Origin of the sequence: Xanthomonas cucurbitae (genome assembly GCF_002939885.1) — a bacterium.
GTDB classification, from domain to species: domain Bacteria; phylum Pseudomonadota; class Gammaproteobacteria; order Xanthomonadales; family Xanthomonadaceae; genus Xanthomonas; species Xanthomonas cucurbitae.
Genome location: NZ_MDED01000022.1, coordinates 32,253 through 47,092, shown reverse-complemented (window position 1 = coordinate 47,092; position 14,840 = coordinate 32,253). Strand labels below are relative to the sequence as shown.

11 protein-coding genes are annotated in these 14,840 nt (G+C 66.1%); 7 read left to right on the top strand and 4 right to left on the bottom strand.

Features of this window, described 5'->3' with window-relative positions:
• Positions 1–4 precede the first annotated feature (4 nt).
• The 6 genes from leuS (at position 5) to XcuCFBP2542_RS12575 (ending at position 7,286) form a co-directional block, all read left to right on the top strand.
• On the top strand, positions 5–2,647 hold the full coding sequence (leuS, locus tag XcuCFBP2542_RS12600; protein ID WP_104603912.1) for a leucine--tRNA ligase: 2,643 nt from the start codon (positions 5–7) through the stop codon (positions 2,645–2,647).
• Between the two features lie 300 nt (positions 2,648–2,947).
• Complete coding sequence (locus tag XcuCFBP2542_RS12595; RefSeq protein ID WP_104603911.1) at positions 2,948–3,589, top strand: LPS-assembly lipoprotein LptE; 642 nt, start codon at positions 2,948–2,950, stop codon at positions 3,587–3,589.
• A 165-nt stretch (positions 3,590–3,754) separates the two neighbouring features.
• Positions 3,755–4,783 (top strand): DNA polymerase III subunit delta, encoded by a 1,029-nt coding sequence (gene holA / locus XcuCFBP2542_RS12590; RefSeq protein ID WP_104603910.1) that lies wholly within the window; start codon positions 3,755–3,757, stop codon positions 4,781–4,783.
• Positions 4,780–5,649: a nicotinate-nucleotide adenylyltransferase gene (nadD, locus tag XcuCFBP2542_RS12585; RefSeq protein ID WP_104603909.1), complete on the top strand. Its 870-nt coding sequence runs from the start codon at positions 4,780–4,782 to the stop codon at positions 5,647–5,649. Before holA ends, nadD begins: the two co-directional genes overlap by 4 nt.
• A gap of 57 nt (positions 5,650–5,706) precedes the next feature.
• Positions 5,707–6,117 carry a ribosome silencing factor gene (gene rsfS, locus XcuCFBP2542_RS12580; RefSeq protein WP_104603908.1) on the top strand — a complete coding sequence of 137 codons (411 nt, stop codon included), beginning with the start codon at positions 5,707–5,709 and terminating at the stop codon, positions 6,115–6,117.
• A 26-nt stretch (positions 6,118–6,143) separates the two neighbouring features.
• Positions 6,144–7,286: a J domain-containing protein gene (locus XcuCFBP2542_RS12575; protein WP_104603907.1), complete on the top strand. Its 1,143-nt coding sequence runs from the start codon at positions 6,144–6,146 to the stop codon at positions 7,284–7,286.
• A 191-nt stretch (positions 7,287–7,477) separates the two neighbouring features.
• On the opposite strand, the gene XcuCFBP2542_RS12570 is transcribed toward XcuCFBP2542_RS12575, so the two are convergent.
• Complete coding sequence (locus tag XcuCFBP2542_RS12570; protein ID WP_104603906.1) at positions 7,478–9,013, bottom strand: alkaline phosphatase PhoX; 1,536 nt, start codon at positions 9,011–9,013, stop codon at positions 7,478–7,480.
• Positions 9,014–9,133: 120 nt separating this feature from the next.
• Between XcuCFBP2542_RS12570 and rlmH the strand changes: the two genes are divergently transcribed.
• Positions 9,134–9,604, top strand: coding sequence for a 23S rRNA (pseudouridine(1915)-N(3))-methyltransferase RlmH (rlmH, locus tag XcuCFBP2542_RS12565; protein WP_104603905.1), 471 nt, complete (start codon positions 9,134–9,136; stop codon positions 9,602–9,604).
• Between the two features lie 68 nt (positions 9,605–9,672).
• On the opposite strand, the gene XcuCFBP2542_RS12560 is transcribed toward rlmH, so the two are convergent.
• From XcuCFBP2542_RS12560 to XcuCFBP2542_RS12550, 3 genes are all read right to left on the bottom strand, one after another.
• Positions 9,673–10,344 carry an energy transducer TonB gene (locus XcuCFBP2542_RS12560; protein ID WP_104603904.1) on the bottom strand — a complete coding sequence of 224 codons (672 nt, stop codon included), beginning with the start codon at positions 10,342–10,344 and terminating at the stop codon, positions 9,673–9,675.
• Between the two features lie 232 nt (positions 10,345–10,576).
• A complete protein-coding gene (locus XcuCFBP2542_RS12555; RefSeq protein ID WP_104603903.1) occupies positions 10,577–13,678 on the bottom strand; it encodes a TonB-dependent receptor in 3,102 nt (1,033 codons plus the stop codon).
• Positions 13,679–13,979: 301 nt separating this feature from the next.
• On the bottom strand, positions 13,980–14,714 hold the full coding sequence (locus tag XcuCFBP2542_RS12550; protein WP_104603902.1) for an SIMPL domain-containing protein: 735 nt from the start codon (positions 14,712–14,714) through the stop codon (positions 13,980–13,982).
• Positions 14,715–14,840: the final 126 nt, after the last annotated feature.

The following is a 14,840-nucleotide window of genomic DNA, read 5'->3' as shown; positions in this document are numbered from 1 at the left end:
CCCAATGTCCACCGTCGAACCGAACGCCTACGACCCGCAGCAGGTCGAATCCTCCGCCCAGCAGTTCTGGGACGCCACCCGCGCCTTCCAGGTCGATGAAACGTCGGACAAGCCGAAGTTCTATTGCCTGTCGATGCTGCCGTACCCGTCCGGTGCGTTGCACATGGGGCATGTGCGCAACTACACCATCTCCGATGTGGTCAGCCGCTACAAGCGCATGACCGGCCACAACGTGATGCAGCCGATGGGCTGGGATGCGTTCGGATTGCCGGCCGAAAACGCCGCGATCAAGAACAAGACCGCGCCAGCCAAGTGGACCTACGCCAACATCGCGCATATGCGCGGGCAGCTGAAATCGCTGGGCTACGCTATCGATTGGTCGCGCGAGTTCGCCACCTGCACTCCCGAGTATTACGTGCACGAGCAGCGCATGTTCACCCGCTTGATGCGCAAGGGTCTGGCCTATCGCCGCAACGCGGTGGTGAACTGGGACCCGGTCGACCAGACCGTGTTGGCCAACGAGCAGGTGATCGACGGCCGCGGCTGGCGCTCCGGCGCGCTGGTGGAAAAACGCGAGATTCCGCAGTGGTTCCTGCGCATCACCGATTACGCGCAGGAACTGCTGGACGGCCTGGACCAGCTCGACGGCTGGCCGGAGTCGGTCAAGACCATGCAACGCAACTGGATCGGCCGCTCGGAAGGCCTGGAAATCCAGTTCGACGTGCGCGACACCAACGGCGCTGCACTGGACCCGCTGCGCGTGTTCACCACCCGCCCGGACACGCTGATGGGCGTGACCTTCGTGTCGATTGCTGCCGAGCACCCGCTGGCGCTGCATGCGGCCAGATCCAATCCGGAACTGGCGCGCCTGCTGGAAGAACTCAAGCACGGCGGCGTGTCCGAAGCCGAGCTGGAAACCCAGGAAAAACGCGGCATGGCCACCGGCCTGACCGCGGTGCACCCGATCAGCGGCGAGCAGGTGCCGGTGTGGGTGGCCAACTTCGTGCTGATGGGCTACGGCACTGGCGCGGTGATGGCTGTGCCCGGCCACGACCAGCGCGATTTCGAGTTCGCCAACAAGTACGGCCTGCCGATCGTGCAGGTGGTCAAGCTGCACGAGCCGCGCAACGAAGACGAACAGAGCTGGGACGCCACCCAGTGGCGCGACTGGTACACCGACAAGAGCCGCGCGCTGGAACTGATCAATTCGGCCGAGTTCGACGGCCTGGATTTCGGTGGCGCCTTCGAGGCACTGGCCGAGCGCTTCGAGCGCAAGGGCCAGGGCCAGCGCCGGGTCAACTACCGCCTGCGCGACTGGGGCGTGAGCCGCCAGCGCTACTGGGGCTGCCCGATTCCGGTGATCTACTGCGCCAAGTGCGGTGCGGTGCCGGTGCCGGAAGACCAGCTGCCGGTGGTGTTGCCGGAGAACGTGGAATTTGCCGGCACCGGTTCGCCGATCAAGACCGATCCGACCTGGCGCCAGACCACCTGCCCGGACTGCGGCGGCCCGGCCGAGCGCGAGACCGACACCTTCGATACCTTCATGGAATCGAGCTGGTACGTGGCGCGCTACACCAGCCCGAACGCACGCGACATGGTCGACCGCCGCGCCAATTACTGGATGCCGGCCGACCTGTACGTGGGCGGCATCGAGCACGCGATCCTGCACCTGATGTACTTCCGCTTCTATCACAAGCTCATGCGCGACGCGCGGCTGGTGGACAGCGACGAGCCGGTGACCAACCTGCTCACCCAGGGCATGGTCATCGCCGACACCTTCTACCGCGATGCCGACAACGGCGGCAAGGATTGGATCAACCCGGCCGACGTGGAGATTCAGCGCGACGAGCGCGGCCGCGTCACCGGTGCGGTGCTGATCGCCGACGGCCAGCCGGTGCACATCGGCGGCACCGAGAAGATGTCCAAGTCCAAGAACAACGGCGTGGACCCGCAGTCGATGGTGGCCAAGTACGGCGCCGATACGGTGCGCCTGTTCTCGATGTTCGCCGCACCGCCCGAGCAATCGCTGGAGTGGAACGAAGCCGGCGTGGACGGCATGGCGCGCTTCATGCGCCGGCTGTGGGTGCAGGTGCACAAGCATGTGGGCGAGGGCAGCGCAGCGGCGCTGAATGCCGTCAGCCTGAGCGCCGAACAGAAGGCCGTGCGCCGCAAGACCCACGAAACCATCGGCAAGGTCAGCGACGACTACGGCCGCCGCCACAGCTTCAATACCGCCATTGCCGCAGTGATGGAGCTGTCCAACGCGCTGGCCAGGTTCGACGACGCCAGCGACCAGGGCAGGGCGGTCCGCCAGGAAGCGCTGGAAGCGATGGTGCTGTTGCTCAACCCGATCACCCCGCATGCCAGCCATGCGCTGTGGCAGGTGCTGGGCCGTGGCGAGACCTTGCTGGAAGACGTGCCGTTCCCGCAGGCCGATGCCAGCGCCCTGGTGCGCGATGCGCTGACCCTGGCGGTGCAGATCAACGGCAAGCTGCGCGGCACCATCGAGGTGGCGGCGGACGCGGCGCGCGAGCAGGTCGAAGCATTGGCGCAGGCCGAACCCAATGCTGCGAAATTCCTCGACGGGCTGACGGTCCGCAAGATCATCATCGTGCCTGGCAAGATCGTGAATATCGTGGCGGGCTGATCGTTACTGCTCGCTCGGGTTGCCATTGCCGCTCCCGGTAGTTTCCCGGAGCAGCGTGCTGGGCGAGCCGGTGCAAGGTGGCTGCGGCGGTTTTGGCAATGTGTTGCACTGGCGCGTGGTGCTGCGCAGGTAGGGATGCCGCAGTGGTATTCGGCAATGCGCTGCACCGGCGCGTGGCGACGCGTTTTTCATGTTGGGCGCCGCAGTTGTAGTGCGGCACCTTATCAAGCCCCGTTCACGCCGGCTGCGTCAGGCTAGCCGCCTGTTGCCGCCGCCGGGGCGCTCCTCCAGACTGTGCCCATGATCCGATTTCCTACTGCGTTCGCTGCGTCGCTCGTGCTGGTCTCCAGCCTCACCGCCTGCGGCTTCCATCTGCGTAACTCGCTTGCGCTGCCCCCCGATACGCCGGCGGTGAAGGTGCAGTCCAGCACCCAGTACAGCGAGCTGGCCAAACTGCTGCGCCGTGGGCTCAAGGCCGCTGGTGCCACCGTGGCCGATGAAGATGCCAAGACCGGCTTTGCGCAGTTGCAGGTGTTGTCCGAGCGCTGGGGCGACCTGCCGATCGCCATCGACAGCCAGGGCCGTGCGCAGGAGTTCAGCCTGCGCTACGCCGCCATCTTCACGCTCACCACCGCCAATGGCGCGGTGCTGGTGCCGCAGCAGGTGATCGAGCTGTCGCGCGATTACGTGTCGCCACCGGTGGACGCCACCGGTACCGCCACCGAGCGCGAGATCCTTGCCGACGAATTGCGCAAGGACATGTCGGCCTCGATCCTGCGTCGCATCGACAGCGTGGTCCGCGCACGCGTACAGCGTGGCGAGGGCCTGGAAAGCACGCCGAGCGCACCGCTGCCGCCAGCCACCACGCCACCGCTGCAGCCATCCACACCCGAGTCCAGCGTGCCGGCATCGCTGCCGCCAGCACCGACGTCCAACAACTGAGGCCGTGGGCATCGAGACGACCTCGCCAGCGTCGGACCAGCGCGGCCTCGGCCTGAGGCTGCTGCGCGAAGTGCCCCGACAGCGCCGCTGGCATCGGGTGTGCGCGCGCGCGTTGGCGTGTCGCCTCTGGCCGACCACCACCGACCCGAACGTGCGCCGTTAGACATGGAACTGCGCCCCGAGCAACTGGCCGGCCAGTCCAACCAGCCCCTGCAGCCGGTTTACCTGATCGCCGGCCCGGAGACCTTGCGGGTGCTGGAAGCGGCCGACGCCGTGCGCGCCCGCGCGCGCGCAGAAGGCATCGGCGAGCGTGAGGTCTTCGATGCCGATGGCCGCGACTTCGACTGGCACCAGCTCGACGCCAGCTTCAACGCGCCCAGCCTGTTCAGCCCGCGCCGGCTGGTGGAGGTGCGCCTGCCCAGCGGCAAGCCGGGCAAGGACGGTGCCGAGGTCATCACCCGCTTCTGCGCCAACCCACCACCGGACGTGGTGCTGCTGATTACCGCCAACGACTGGAGCAAGGCGCACCAGGGCAAGTGGGCCGATGCGGTGGGCCGTTTGGGCACCATTGCGGTGGCCTGGGCGATCAAGCCGCATGAACTGTCCGACTGGATCGAACGCCGTCTGCGCAGCCAGGGCCTGCGCGCCGACGCGGCCGCGGTGCAGCGGCTGAGCGAGCGGGTGGAAGGCAACCTGCTGGCCGCCGCGCAGGAGATCGACAAGCTCGCCCTGCTGGCCGACGGCAAGACGCTGGACCTGGAAGCGATGGAATCGTTGGTGGCCGACGCCGCCCGCTACGACGTGTTCCGGCTGGCCGAGACGGTGTTTTCCGGCCACCCGGCGGCGGTGATCCGCATGCTGGCCGGCCTGCGCGCCGAGGGCGAAGCGGTGGCCGCGCTGATGCCGATCCTGATCAAGGAACTGCTGCGCACCGCCGCGCTGGCCAAGGTGCAGGCCAGCGGCGGCAACCTGGCTGCCGAAATGAAATCGCAAGGCATCTGGGAATCCCGCCAGGCCCCGTTCAAGCGCGCACTGCAGCGCCACCCCGAAGCGCAGCGCTGGGAGCGCTTCGTCGCCGAAGCCGGGCTGGTCGACCGCATGGCCAAGGGCCGCGCGGACGGCGACGCCTGGGTCGGCCTGGAACGCCTGCTGGTGGCGGTGGCCGAAGCGCGCGCGGTGAGATTGCTGGCGTGAGGGCGGGGAGAGCCGGGACCCGGGACCCGGGACCGGGGGCCCGGGAAGGGCAAGGTGAAGGGCAGCGGGTCCATTCCGACCAGCGTGCGCAGCCCAGCCTTGTAACCAGCTCTTCCGGATCGCAGGAACAGCAACACTCCCATCCCGACCACGGTGCGGACCCCGGCTCTTCCGATTCCCGACTCCCGATTCCCGATTCCCAGCTCCATCTTTACTACGGCGGCACCTTCGACCCGATCCACCTGGGCCATCTCGCCATCGCCTGCGCGGCGCGCGGGGCGCTGGGCGTGGTGGTGCATGTGGTGCCGGCCGCCGACCCGCCGCATCGTTCCGCCCCCGGTGCCACCGCCCCGCAGCGCGCGCAGATGCTTACGCTTGCGCTTGCCGGCCAGCCCGGTCTGGTGCTCGATACCCGCGAGTTGCAGCGCGCCTGTGCCAGCGGTGCGCCGTCCTACACGGTGGAGACGCTGCGCGAGCTGCGCGCAACGCTTGGCCCGCAGACCCCGATTGCCTGGTTGCTCGGCGCCGATGCGTTTGTCGAGCTGAGCCAATGGCATGAATGGGAAGCGCTGTTCGGGCTGGCCCATTTCGTGATCGCCGCGCGCCCGGGGACGGCGCTGGATCTGGCCGATTCCCCTGCGCTTGCCGCAGCGGTACAGGGCCGTTGGGCGACCAGCGTGGACGAACTGTCCGCTTCACCGGCCGGCCGGCTGTGGCGTCTGCAGGCGTCGTTGCGCGGCGAATCGGCCAGCGCGGTGCGTGCACGCATTGCCAGTGGCGGCGACTGGCGGGCGCTGGTGCCCGCAGCAGTGGCGGACTTCATCGCGCAGCAAGGGCTATACGGTTGCGCCTGCCCGGCTAGCTGAACACGTCGCGGCCCGGACGGGCCTATAATTCACGCTAATTCCATCGAGTTGCCCGCTTTGACCAGCCAAGCCCAAGTCATCAAGACCTCCATTCCGAATCCGCCGCCGTCCGTGCCGGCCCTGTTGGCCACCGTGCGCGAGGCCGTGGAAGAGCTGAAAGCCAAGGACGTGGTCGAGATCGATGTGCGTGGCAAGTCCAGCGTCTGCGATTACATGGTGATCGCCTCCGGCACCTCGACCCGCCACGTCAAGTCGATCGCCGACGAAGTGGTCAAGTTCGCCAAGCGGCTGGACGTGATGCCGTTGGGCGTGGAAGGCGAGCGCGAAGCCGAATGGGTGCTGGTGGACCTGGGCGATGTGGTGGTGCATGTGATGCTGCCGCGCGTGCGCGAGTTCTATGCGCTGGAGCGCCTGTGGACGGTGGGCGACCAGCGTCCGGACGAAGCGTCTTCCGCCGATTTCGAGTAAGTGATCCACTGAGTCATTGATCCTCCATGCCCAAAACTACCGCTGCCTCTCCTTCCAACGCACCCGTGTCCACGGCATTGCAGCAACTGAGCCGGCAACCCGGCGATGCCGGTGGCCAGGAAATGTCGCCCGCACGCAAGCGCTTCGACCGGCTGCTGCGCGATCTGCAGCGCCATCGCACCGACTTGCATGACTGGCGCGAGGCGGTCGAGCAGTGGCGCGCACGCTATCAAGCCGAAGTGCTGCCGCTGTTCGAGCAACAACGCGTGCTGGAGATCGAGCAGATCCATCTGCTCGATCGCATCGATGCCACGGTCAAGCTGAGCAGGATCGATCGGGACTTCGTGTCCGATGAAATCTGCGATCTGGCCGGTCCGCTGATCGAGATCGGTCATGTCGAGCTCAAGCCCATCTACGAACGGCACAACGAGGTCGGCTACGACGATGAGCTCGATGAATCGGATGAGCTGATGAAACAGGTCATCGGCCAGTTGTATGGGCTGGATCCGGAGGAGCTGGCCTCGGTCGATTCGCCCGATGAACTCTTCGAACGGGTCAATGCGCGCCTGGACCAGGCGCAGGCAGAGGCCGACGCTGCTGGCGAGCACGCCAGGCAACCAGGTGCCGGCGAGCGGCGGCGTCGCCCGGAGAAGAAAACCGCCAAGGCCAAGGCCCAGGCCGAGCCGCCTCCGCTGCGCGAGTTGTATCGCAAGCTGGCCAGCAACCTGCATCCGGATCGCGCCAGTGACGCGGACGATCGCGCTACGCGCACCGAGCTGATGCAGCGGCTCAATGCCGCTTACAAGGGCAACGACCTGCTTGGCCTGCTCGAACTGCAGGCGGAGATCGGCCTGCTCGATGCACAGGGCGTGGACGCGATCAACCCGACGCGGTTGAAGGAGTACAACCGCGAGCTGGATCGCCAGTGCAAGGAACTCAAGTACCAGCTGGCACAGCATGCAATGGATTTCTGCTACGCCTACGATCTGGATCTGCCAGCACAACCCAAGCCCGAGGGGCTGGACAGACTGATGACCAAGTTCAAGCGTCAGGTCGCCAACGAAGTGCTTTACCGGCAAGCGCTGCTGCGCGAGATACGCGAGTTGACAGACACAAAGGCGATCAAGCGCTGGCTCAAGCTGCAGCGCGACAGCGTTGGGTTCTACTGACTGCTGCGGCAACCAGGTGACCTACCCGCAGTGGGTAGGCGCTGGCCTGGACCAAGCCATGCTGTGCGACTTGTGACAGCAATGCAGACGCCCGTTGCCTGAGCGTCTCGGCGTGGGCAAGCGTTGCCGGCGGATCGCCCGCAGGGGCGGCTGCCTGAAGGGTGCCCGCCCTCCAGACAGCGGCCACTGCCTTACAACGGCCCGCGCTCCCATGGCCCGGTGATGGCCAGGGTGATGCCCGGGGTCTGGATGTTGACGAACAGGGTGCGCGCCAACGGGTCCCAGCAGGCGCCGCAGAACTCGGTATCGCGGTAGTCGCCCTCGGCGATCGTCTTGCCGGCGTTGGCGATCTGCTGCGAGGTGAGCTGCACGTTGTTCTTGGCCAGATAGAACGACTCGCCCTGGCGGGTCAGGCCCAGCAGGCGCGCGCCGGGGCCGTATTCGTCCGGGCTCTCGCCGCCGTCCTCGCACAGCACCACGCCGCCGCGCGCGCTCACCGTCACGTTGTCCGGGTTGTGCGCCGCCAGCTGGTTGCCGCTGACGAACAGCGCGCTCAGGCGCTGGGTGAACAGGTCCAGCACCCACACCGCGCCATTGCCGTAGCCGCGCCGGCCCTGCGCATCCACGCCGGTGCTGGTGTCGACAATGAACAGCTTGCCGTAGCTGTACCAGATGCCTTCGCCGCGGCTCATGCGCAGCGCGCCATCGGCCCAGGCCTGCGCAAACGGGCCGCTCAAGGTGTCGTTGGCGCCGATATCGGCAAAGCCTGCCGGCGCGGCGATGCTGTCCAGATCGGGCTCGCTGATATCCACCCATTCCAGCTGGAACTGCTGGCCGATGCTGGCCACGGTCAGATCGGCATTGCGGCGCCCGCGCACGCGTGCGGCCTGCAGCCGGCCACCGTTTTCCAGCGACCCGTTACGTCCGTGGCGATCATTGGGAATGAAACGGTACAGCCCGGCCTTGTTGCGGTCGTCTTCGGTGAGATAGACGATGCCGGTGCGCGGGTCGATCGCCACCGCCTCGTGGCTGAAACGGCCCAGGCCCACCAGCGGCCGGCCGGTGGTGCGGTGGCTGTCCGGGTCCACTTCGAACACGTAGCCGTGCTTGCGGCCGGTGCTGGACACCGCATTGGTCTTGATCTCTTCGCAGCTCAGCCAGGTGCCCCACGGGGTGGGGCCGCCGGCGCAGTTGACCAGGGTGCCGCCCAGGCTGGGCTCCAGGCTGCCCCAGCCACGGCGGCCGTAACTCAGCGTGGTGGTGCCGCCGCCGGCGGACTGGGTGCCGCTGACGATGCCAGTGTCGTACATCGCCGGTGCGCGGAACGGGCTGCCGGCGCCGCGTTCGTGGTTGCGGATCAACACGTATTCCAGGCCGCGCAACGGGTCGCTGCCGGGGCGCCAGTCGGGCCGGCGCAGGCCGACCACGGCCATGCCGTCGTGACGGTCGGGACAGGGCTGGCCATCGTCCATGCGATCGCCACTCCAGCCGAACGAGCGGTAGCTGAAACCGCGCGGCAGCTGTAGCAGCGGTAGCCCGGTGCTCTGGTCGGCCACCGGTGCCAGCGGGCCGTAGCGGCTGGGAACCGGCGCGAGCCGCACCGACGGGGACGTGGCGGCCTGGGCCTGGCGGGATTGCAAGGCGCCCAAGCTGCCAAGGGCACCGGCGGCCATCACGGCGGCGCTGCCCTTGAGAACCTGGCGGCGGGCGGGATCGAAAATCGGCATCGAACGACTCCTGCGGGCTGGGTGGTCGGGCGACACTAATTGCCGGCTGTAACCACGCCATGACACGCGCCGACAAATCGTCGCGGGATGCCCGGGCTGTGACGCGGATATCATGTGGCGATGAAATGCCGATTGATCGCCACTGGCGAACGTGCCCCGTCGTGGGTGGCGCAGGGGTTTGCCGAATATCAGAAACGTCTCTCGCACTGGATGCCGCTGGAGCTGGTTGAGATCGAACCCGGCCTGCGCGGCAAGGGCCGCGACGCGCAACGTGCCATCGACGACGAAGGCCGCCGCGTGCTGGCGGCGTTGCCGAAGAACGCCTATGTGGTGGCGCTGGACGTGCCGGGCCGTCCGCTCAGTTCAGAGCAGCTGGCCCAGCGCATGGAGCATTGGCGCGGCCAGGGGCGCGACCTGGCATTCCTGATCGGCGGCCCGGAAGGTCACGCCGCCGATGTACTGAGAAGCGCCAGCGAACGCTGGTCGATCGGCCCGTTGACCCTGCCGCATATGCTGGTGCGCCTGATCGTGGCCGAGCAGTTGTATCGTGCGGCGGCCATGTTGGCCAATCATCCTTACCATCGCGCCTGATCTTGCACAGCCAACTGCGGCGGTCGTGTTAGCCGCCGCGGTTGACTGCCCTTCCATCGCCGGTGTCGTCAGTTGAGTGAAAAGCTCACCGGCACCAGGCCATAGGCCTGCACCGCCTGGCCGCTGCGCATTGCCGGCTGGAAGCGCCAGTTGCGCAACACCTGGCTGCGTGCCGCCAGGTCGAGGACGCGATGGCCGCTGCTGGTCTGCACGCTGACCTCGGCAGCACGCCCATCGGTGCCGACCAGTACGCGCAGCAGCACCGTGCCTTGCTGCCCGGCACGCAACGCCGCGACCGGATAACCCGGTGCCGGCGAACTCAGGTATTGCAACTGGCCTGCCTCGACCGGCCCGCTGGCGGGCGTCGCTGTGACCGGCGCCGTTTCGGCCACCGGGTTGGCCGCCGCAGGGATGGCCAGTGGTGTGCTGTCCACCACCGGCGCCTGGTTGAGCGTGGGGGTCTGCACCTGCACAGGCACCGGCTTTGGCGGCACCTGCGTCTGCGGGGTGAACTTCACTTCGATCGGAAACACCGGCGGCGGTGGCGGGGTGGCGATCGTGACTGGCATGACCCAGCGCGGTTCCGGCGCCGGTTGCGGGATCGCCCGATACGACAGCGGAATCAACAACAAACTGCCGGCCAGCAGATGCAAGGCCACCGCGGTGCTCATCGCCAGGACGCGCGAAGCATCGATGCCTGTGGGACGGGAGGAAACCTGCGATTGCGTGCGAACCATCATCCACCTCCAGAACGGAACTGCGGAAAGGACCAGCGCGTCCCGGACGCACTACACCATCCGGTCGCGTAGGTTTACCGCAGCCGGGGCGGCCGTACAAGGGATCCCCGGTGGTGCCCCTGGTTTTTTGTTCGTCCGCGCGCAGCTGCGGTGGTCGCGCTGGCGAGGTTTGCAGCGGTCCAGAAAAGCCCGGCCCTTTGCAGGGCCGGGGAAACGACGCTGACGGGAGAGGGCGTCAGTAGTCGTAGGACACCGAGAACATGGCATAGCGCGGTTGGGTGAAGAACGCGCCCATGCCGTAGGTATTGGACAGCGTGAACGGGTTGTCTTCCCAGGTGGCATCGACCTGCAGCGGCTTGCGTTCGTTGAAGACGTTGAAGGCTTGCAAGGTCATGGCAAGCTTGTTGTCGGCGAAGGCGGGGCGGTAGGTCAGCGCGAGGTCGACGATCTTGGTCCACGGCAGCCGTCCGGCATCGCCTGGGCGCGACGGCTGGCCGTTGCAGGTGTGGTACGAGGAGCCATAGCCCACCGGGTCGCCAGCATCGGAATCTTCGCTGATGCCGTTGATGCTGACGTAGCCCAGGCAGGACTTCGGCGTGCCGGACAGCACGCGGATATTGCCTGCGACCAGCCATTCGGGCGCGATCTGGTAGGAGCCGTAGAGCTTGATCTGGTGGCGCCGGTCGTTGGCCAGATAGCCGCCGGAATACCACATCAATGCGGCCGCATCCCAGTCCTGCGTCTTGGACACATCGGTCTGGCCGATGTCGGACTTGATCTGGCCCTCGGTATTGCCGAAATTGCGCGACCAGGTGTAATCGATGCGGCCTTCCCACTTGCCGTCGAACGGATGCTGCAGGAACAGGTCGACCGCCAGATAGGTGCGTTTGGCCTGCTTGTCAAAGCCCCAGTCCGAGGGCGACATCGTCACCGCCGTGCGGCCGGGGCCATTGAGGTTGGCCAGGCTGAAGGAGTTGGTTTCGCCGGGATTGAAGATGACACAGCCCGGCACGTTCACGCTGGCCGGATCGATGCCCGAGGCGGTGAGCTTGGTGCGCATCCGGTCCGAATCGCAGACGTCGTCGATGGTGGCTCCCAGCGTGCGGTAGGTGGCCTTGGCGCCGGTGACCCAGTTAGTGCCCAAGGTCTTGTCGAAGCCGAGCATGAACTCATCCTGGTACATCGACTTGAGGTCGGTAGCAGCGATGCCGGCCGCATCCGGTGCCTGGCCACATTCCAGACCGGCGGAAACGGTGTTGCCGGCGCAGGTGAAACCTGCCGATCGATCGACTGCAACCGGCGTCAGCCCGGTCGGATTACCCTGCGCGTCGATGCCGGTATAGGTGAAGTATTCGTTGGTGAACGTCGAGGGCGATGCACCGCGGATCGCCACGCTGTTGGGCAGCGCCAGATAGTAGCGACCGGCGTTGCCGTACACCTTCAACGAGGAATCGCCGAACACGTCCCAGCTCATGCCTAGACGCGGTGCCCATTGATCGCCGCTGCGCACGTAGGGCGTACCCACGTCGTTGAAGTTGGTGAACTTGTCGTTGCGAATGCCCAAGGTCAGTAGCAGCGTATCGGTGAGCTGCCACTTGTCTTCGAGGAAGTAGGCTTTTTGTTCGACCGACATGCTGGTTGCCGTGTTGAAGACGGTCCGGTTGACGAAGTAGCCATTGCCGCCGGCCGGGCCGACGCCGAGCGCAGCCCTGATCGGCGATGCGGGGCGAGAGGAGAAGCCATACGTCCAGGTGAAGCCGGGCCCGGTCGTGATGACGCCCTCGTTGCGTGCGTTGAAATACATGTTGTCCACACCGGCGGTCAGGGTGTGGTTGCCCAGCACGTACTCCAGATCGATGCGCAGGCCGCGCGTGGCGTTTTCTCCGTCACGCGCCTGGCTGGAGGTCTGGTTGTTGCGAATTTCCTGGCCGCCGTTGATCGCGGGGTCCTGCTGGCTGGTGCCGGACATGAATGCCGCAGTGCTGGGATTGTTGCGGAAGTCGGTCTGCTGGCTCTTGCCGTAGGTGGCACTGAGGGTCAGATCGCTGGTGATGTAGCTGGTGTATTTGCCGATGTAGTAACGATCGTTGACCTTCACCGTGTCGGCGAAGGCGCCTTCGGCATTGCTGGGAACACCCGGATAGCCGGTGAAGTCGGAGTAGGCGCCCCGGTCGCGAGAGCCGTTCTTGATGCCGGTCAGTTCGAGGAGATTGCTGTCGTTGATGTTCCAGTCGATCTTGGTGTAGATCTTGGGCCTGTCGGTCCGGAAGTTGTTGCGGCCGATGACCGATGCATCCCTGCTCGCGGTCGAGACGCCCTGGGTGCGCTCCTGCTCTGCGGCAACGAACACGAACAGGCGGTCCTCGATCAGCGGGCCGCCCGCATAGGCGCTGTAGACGGTGTTCCATGAGCGATCGTCGTCGCGGCTGCGATACAGCGTGCCCGGCAGGCTGCTGTTGCTGTATCTGTAACCGGCTGGGGGCGCAGTGTCGGGGTAGAAGACATTCTTGTTGTCGCTGGCGAGCGACTTTGGACGCCACAACGTCTGCGCGCCAAAGTGCCATTCGTTGGTCCCGCGTTTGCCGACCTGGCTGAGCACGCCGCCCGCAGAACGACCAAAGCGCGCGCTGTAGCCGCCGGTATAGGTTTCCTGCTGATCGATGGCGCCGAAGGGCAGGCTCACGCCGCCGATGTTGGAGAGCGGGTTGGAGCTGAGGTAGCCGTTGAGGTAGTAGGCGTTCTCGGTGACACCGGCGCCACCGAAGGAAATGGCATTGCCGAAATAGCCGCTGCCTTGCACGGCACCGGGCGATAACAGCGCAATGGCCTCGCCGGTACGCGCCAGCGGCAAGCGCTGCAATTGTTCGGCAGTAATCACCGTGCGCGAGGCGGTCGCCGAGACATCCACCGGCGAGATGTTCTTGCCGGTCACCGTGATGGTGCCCAGGGTCGTGGCATCGCCGGACCCATCGCCGCTGCCGAAGGACACATCGGTGCCGGCACCGACGCGCAGAGCGATGTTCTGGCGCGTCTGTGCAGCTTGGCCTTCGCGCTGCAGGGTGACGGTATAGGTGCCTACCGGGAGGTTGCCGATCGCATAACGGCCATTGGCGTCGATGGTGGCCGATCGGGTGAAGCCGGTGTCGCTCTGCGCGGTCACGGTGGCCCCGCTGTTGCCGGGGGCGCTTCCGTAGATGCTGGCGGTTGTGCTCTGTGCGGCTGCGGGGCCGGTGGTCAGCACCCCCACGGCTCCGCTGAGTGCAAGTGCCAGCACACTGATGCGGCACAGGCGCGTGTGCTGGCGGGAATGGCGTGGCGAGGCGTTGCAGGCATTCATCGTCTCTCTCCAGATGTGCGCCATCACGAATGTGACGAAGCGCTGACAACCGATGCTAGAGAGAGGTCGAGCTCGCTTAAAGAATGATTTCTCTAAATTTCATGTTTTTTTAAGCACAAATGCCTGTCAGCGCCTATTCACTATCGCAGTATGCCGTGGGGCACTTGCAGATAACCTGCTTTTTTGGAGCCAAGCGGGTGATGCCGCAGCGCCTTTCCGATCTCCAGGCATCGCGCGGTATCGGCCATCTGCCCGCCGGGCGGCAGATGGCCAACGCCGTCGCGGGGAATCGGATGCGCTATCAGCGCCCCAGCTCGAAGGTCACATCCAGGTTGATCGACAGGGTGCTTTCGCCTGGGGCGACCGGTGTATCCATCTCGGCCTTGGCCGAACGCATCGAGGCGGCCATCATCATCGGGCGCACACCGCCGCCACTGCGTCCTTCGGAAATGCTGACGATGCGGCGTACCTTCAGGCCCAGCGACTTGGCGTAGGTGTCGGCGCGGGTCTGGGCCTTTTTCAGTGCGGCCACGCGGGCTTCGTCGTAGACCGGTTCGGGTTGGTCGATCGAGAAGCTGGGGCCGTTGATATCGTTGGCACCATTGGCGACCAGGGCGTCGAGCACCTTGCCCAGCCTGGCGATGTCGCGCACCTTCAGGCTGACGGTGTTGCTGGCCTGGTAGCCGTTGATCTTGGGCGCCTCGTTGTCCTTGTAGGTGTACTGCGGGCTCAGGTTGATGCCGCTGGTCTGCACGTCCTTGTCGGCGATGCCGGCCGCCTTGACGGCGCTCATGACCTTGCTCATCTGCTCGGCGTTCTGGCGCATGGCGGCGTTGCCGTCGGTAGCTTGGGTGACCACGCCAGCCGACAACGTGGCAATGTCCGGTACACGCTTGGCCTCGGCTTCGGCCGACACGTTGAGCAGGGTGCCGTCAGTGGGAAGGGCGTAGCTCGGCGCGGGTTGGGCGTGGGCGGTCATGGCGGTTCCGGCAGCGAGGGACAGGGCCAGCAGCAGCGGCTTGAGGGTGGTACGCATGGGATCTCCTTGTCTGTCCTGCGAGCGTGTTGGGATGTGGATGAACATGTTGTGAGCCGCGTGTGGCGTGGCGGCGACACGCCTGCGTCAAGCAAGCGGGTGAGTGCGGGCAACAGGTATGCTGGG

Excerpts from the sequence above, each read along its gene's own strand:
- leuS (WP_104603912.1), top strand. The coding sequence starts at position 5 with ATGTCCACCGTCGAACCGAACGCCTACGACCCGCAGCAGGTCGAATCC.
- XcuCFBP2542_RS12595 (WP_104603911.1), top strand. The coding sequence starts at position 2,948 with ATGATCCGATTTCCTACTGCGTTCGCTGCGTCGCTCGTGCTGGTCTCC.
- holA (WP_104603910.1), top strand. The coding sequence starts at position 3,755 with ATGGAACTGCGCCCCGAGCAACTGGCCGGCCAGTCCAACCAGCCCCTG.
- XcuCFBP2542_RS12575 (WP_104603907.1), top strand. The coding sequence starts at position 6,144 with ATGCCCAAAACTACCGCTGCCTCTCCTTCCAACGCACCCGTGTCCACG.
- XcuCFBP2542_RS12570 (WP_104603906.1), bottom strand. The coding sequence starts at position 9,013 with ATGCCGATTTTCGATCCCGCCCGCCGCCAGGTTCTCAAGGGCAGCGCC.
- rlmH (WP_104603905.1), top strand. The coding sequence starts at position 9,134 with ATGAAATGCCGATTGATCGCCACTGGCGAACGTGCCCCGTCGTGGGTG.
- XcuCFBP2542_RS12560 (WP_104603904.1), bottom strand. The coding sequence starts at position 10,344 with ATGATGGTTCGCACGCAATCGCAGGTTTCCTCCCGTCCCACAGGCATC.
- XcuCFBP2542_RS12555 (WP_104603903.1), bottom strand. The coding sequence starts at position 13,678 with ATGAATGCCTGCAACGCCTCGCCACGCCATTCCCGCCAGCACACGCGC.
- XcuCFBP2542_RS12550 (WP_104603902.1), bottom strand. The coding sequence starts at position 14,714 with ATGCGTACCACCCTCAAGCCGCTGCTGCTGGCCCTGTCCCTCGCTGCC.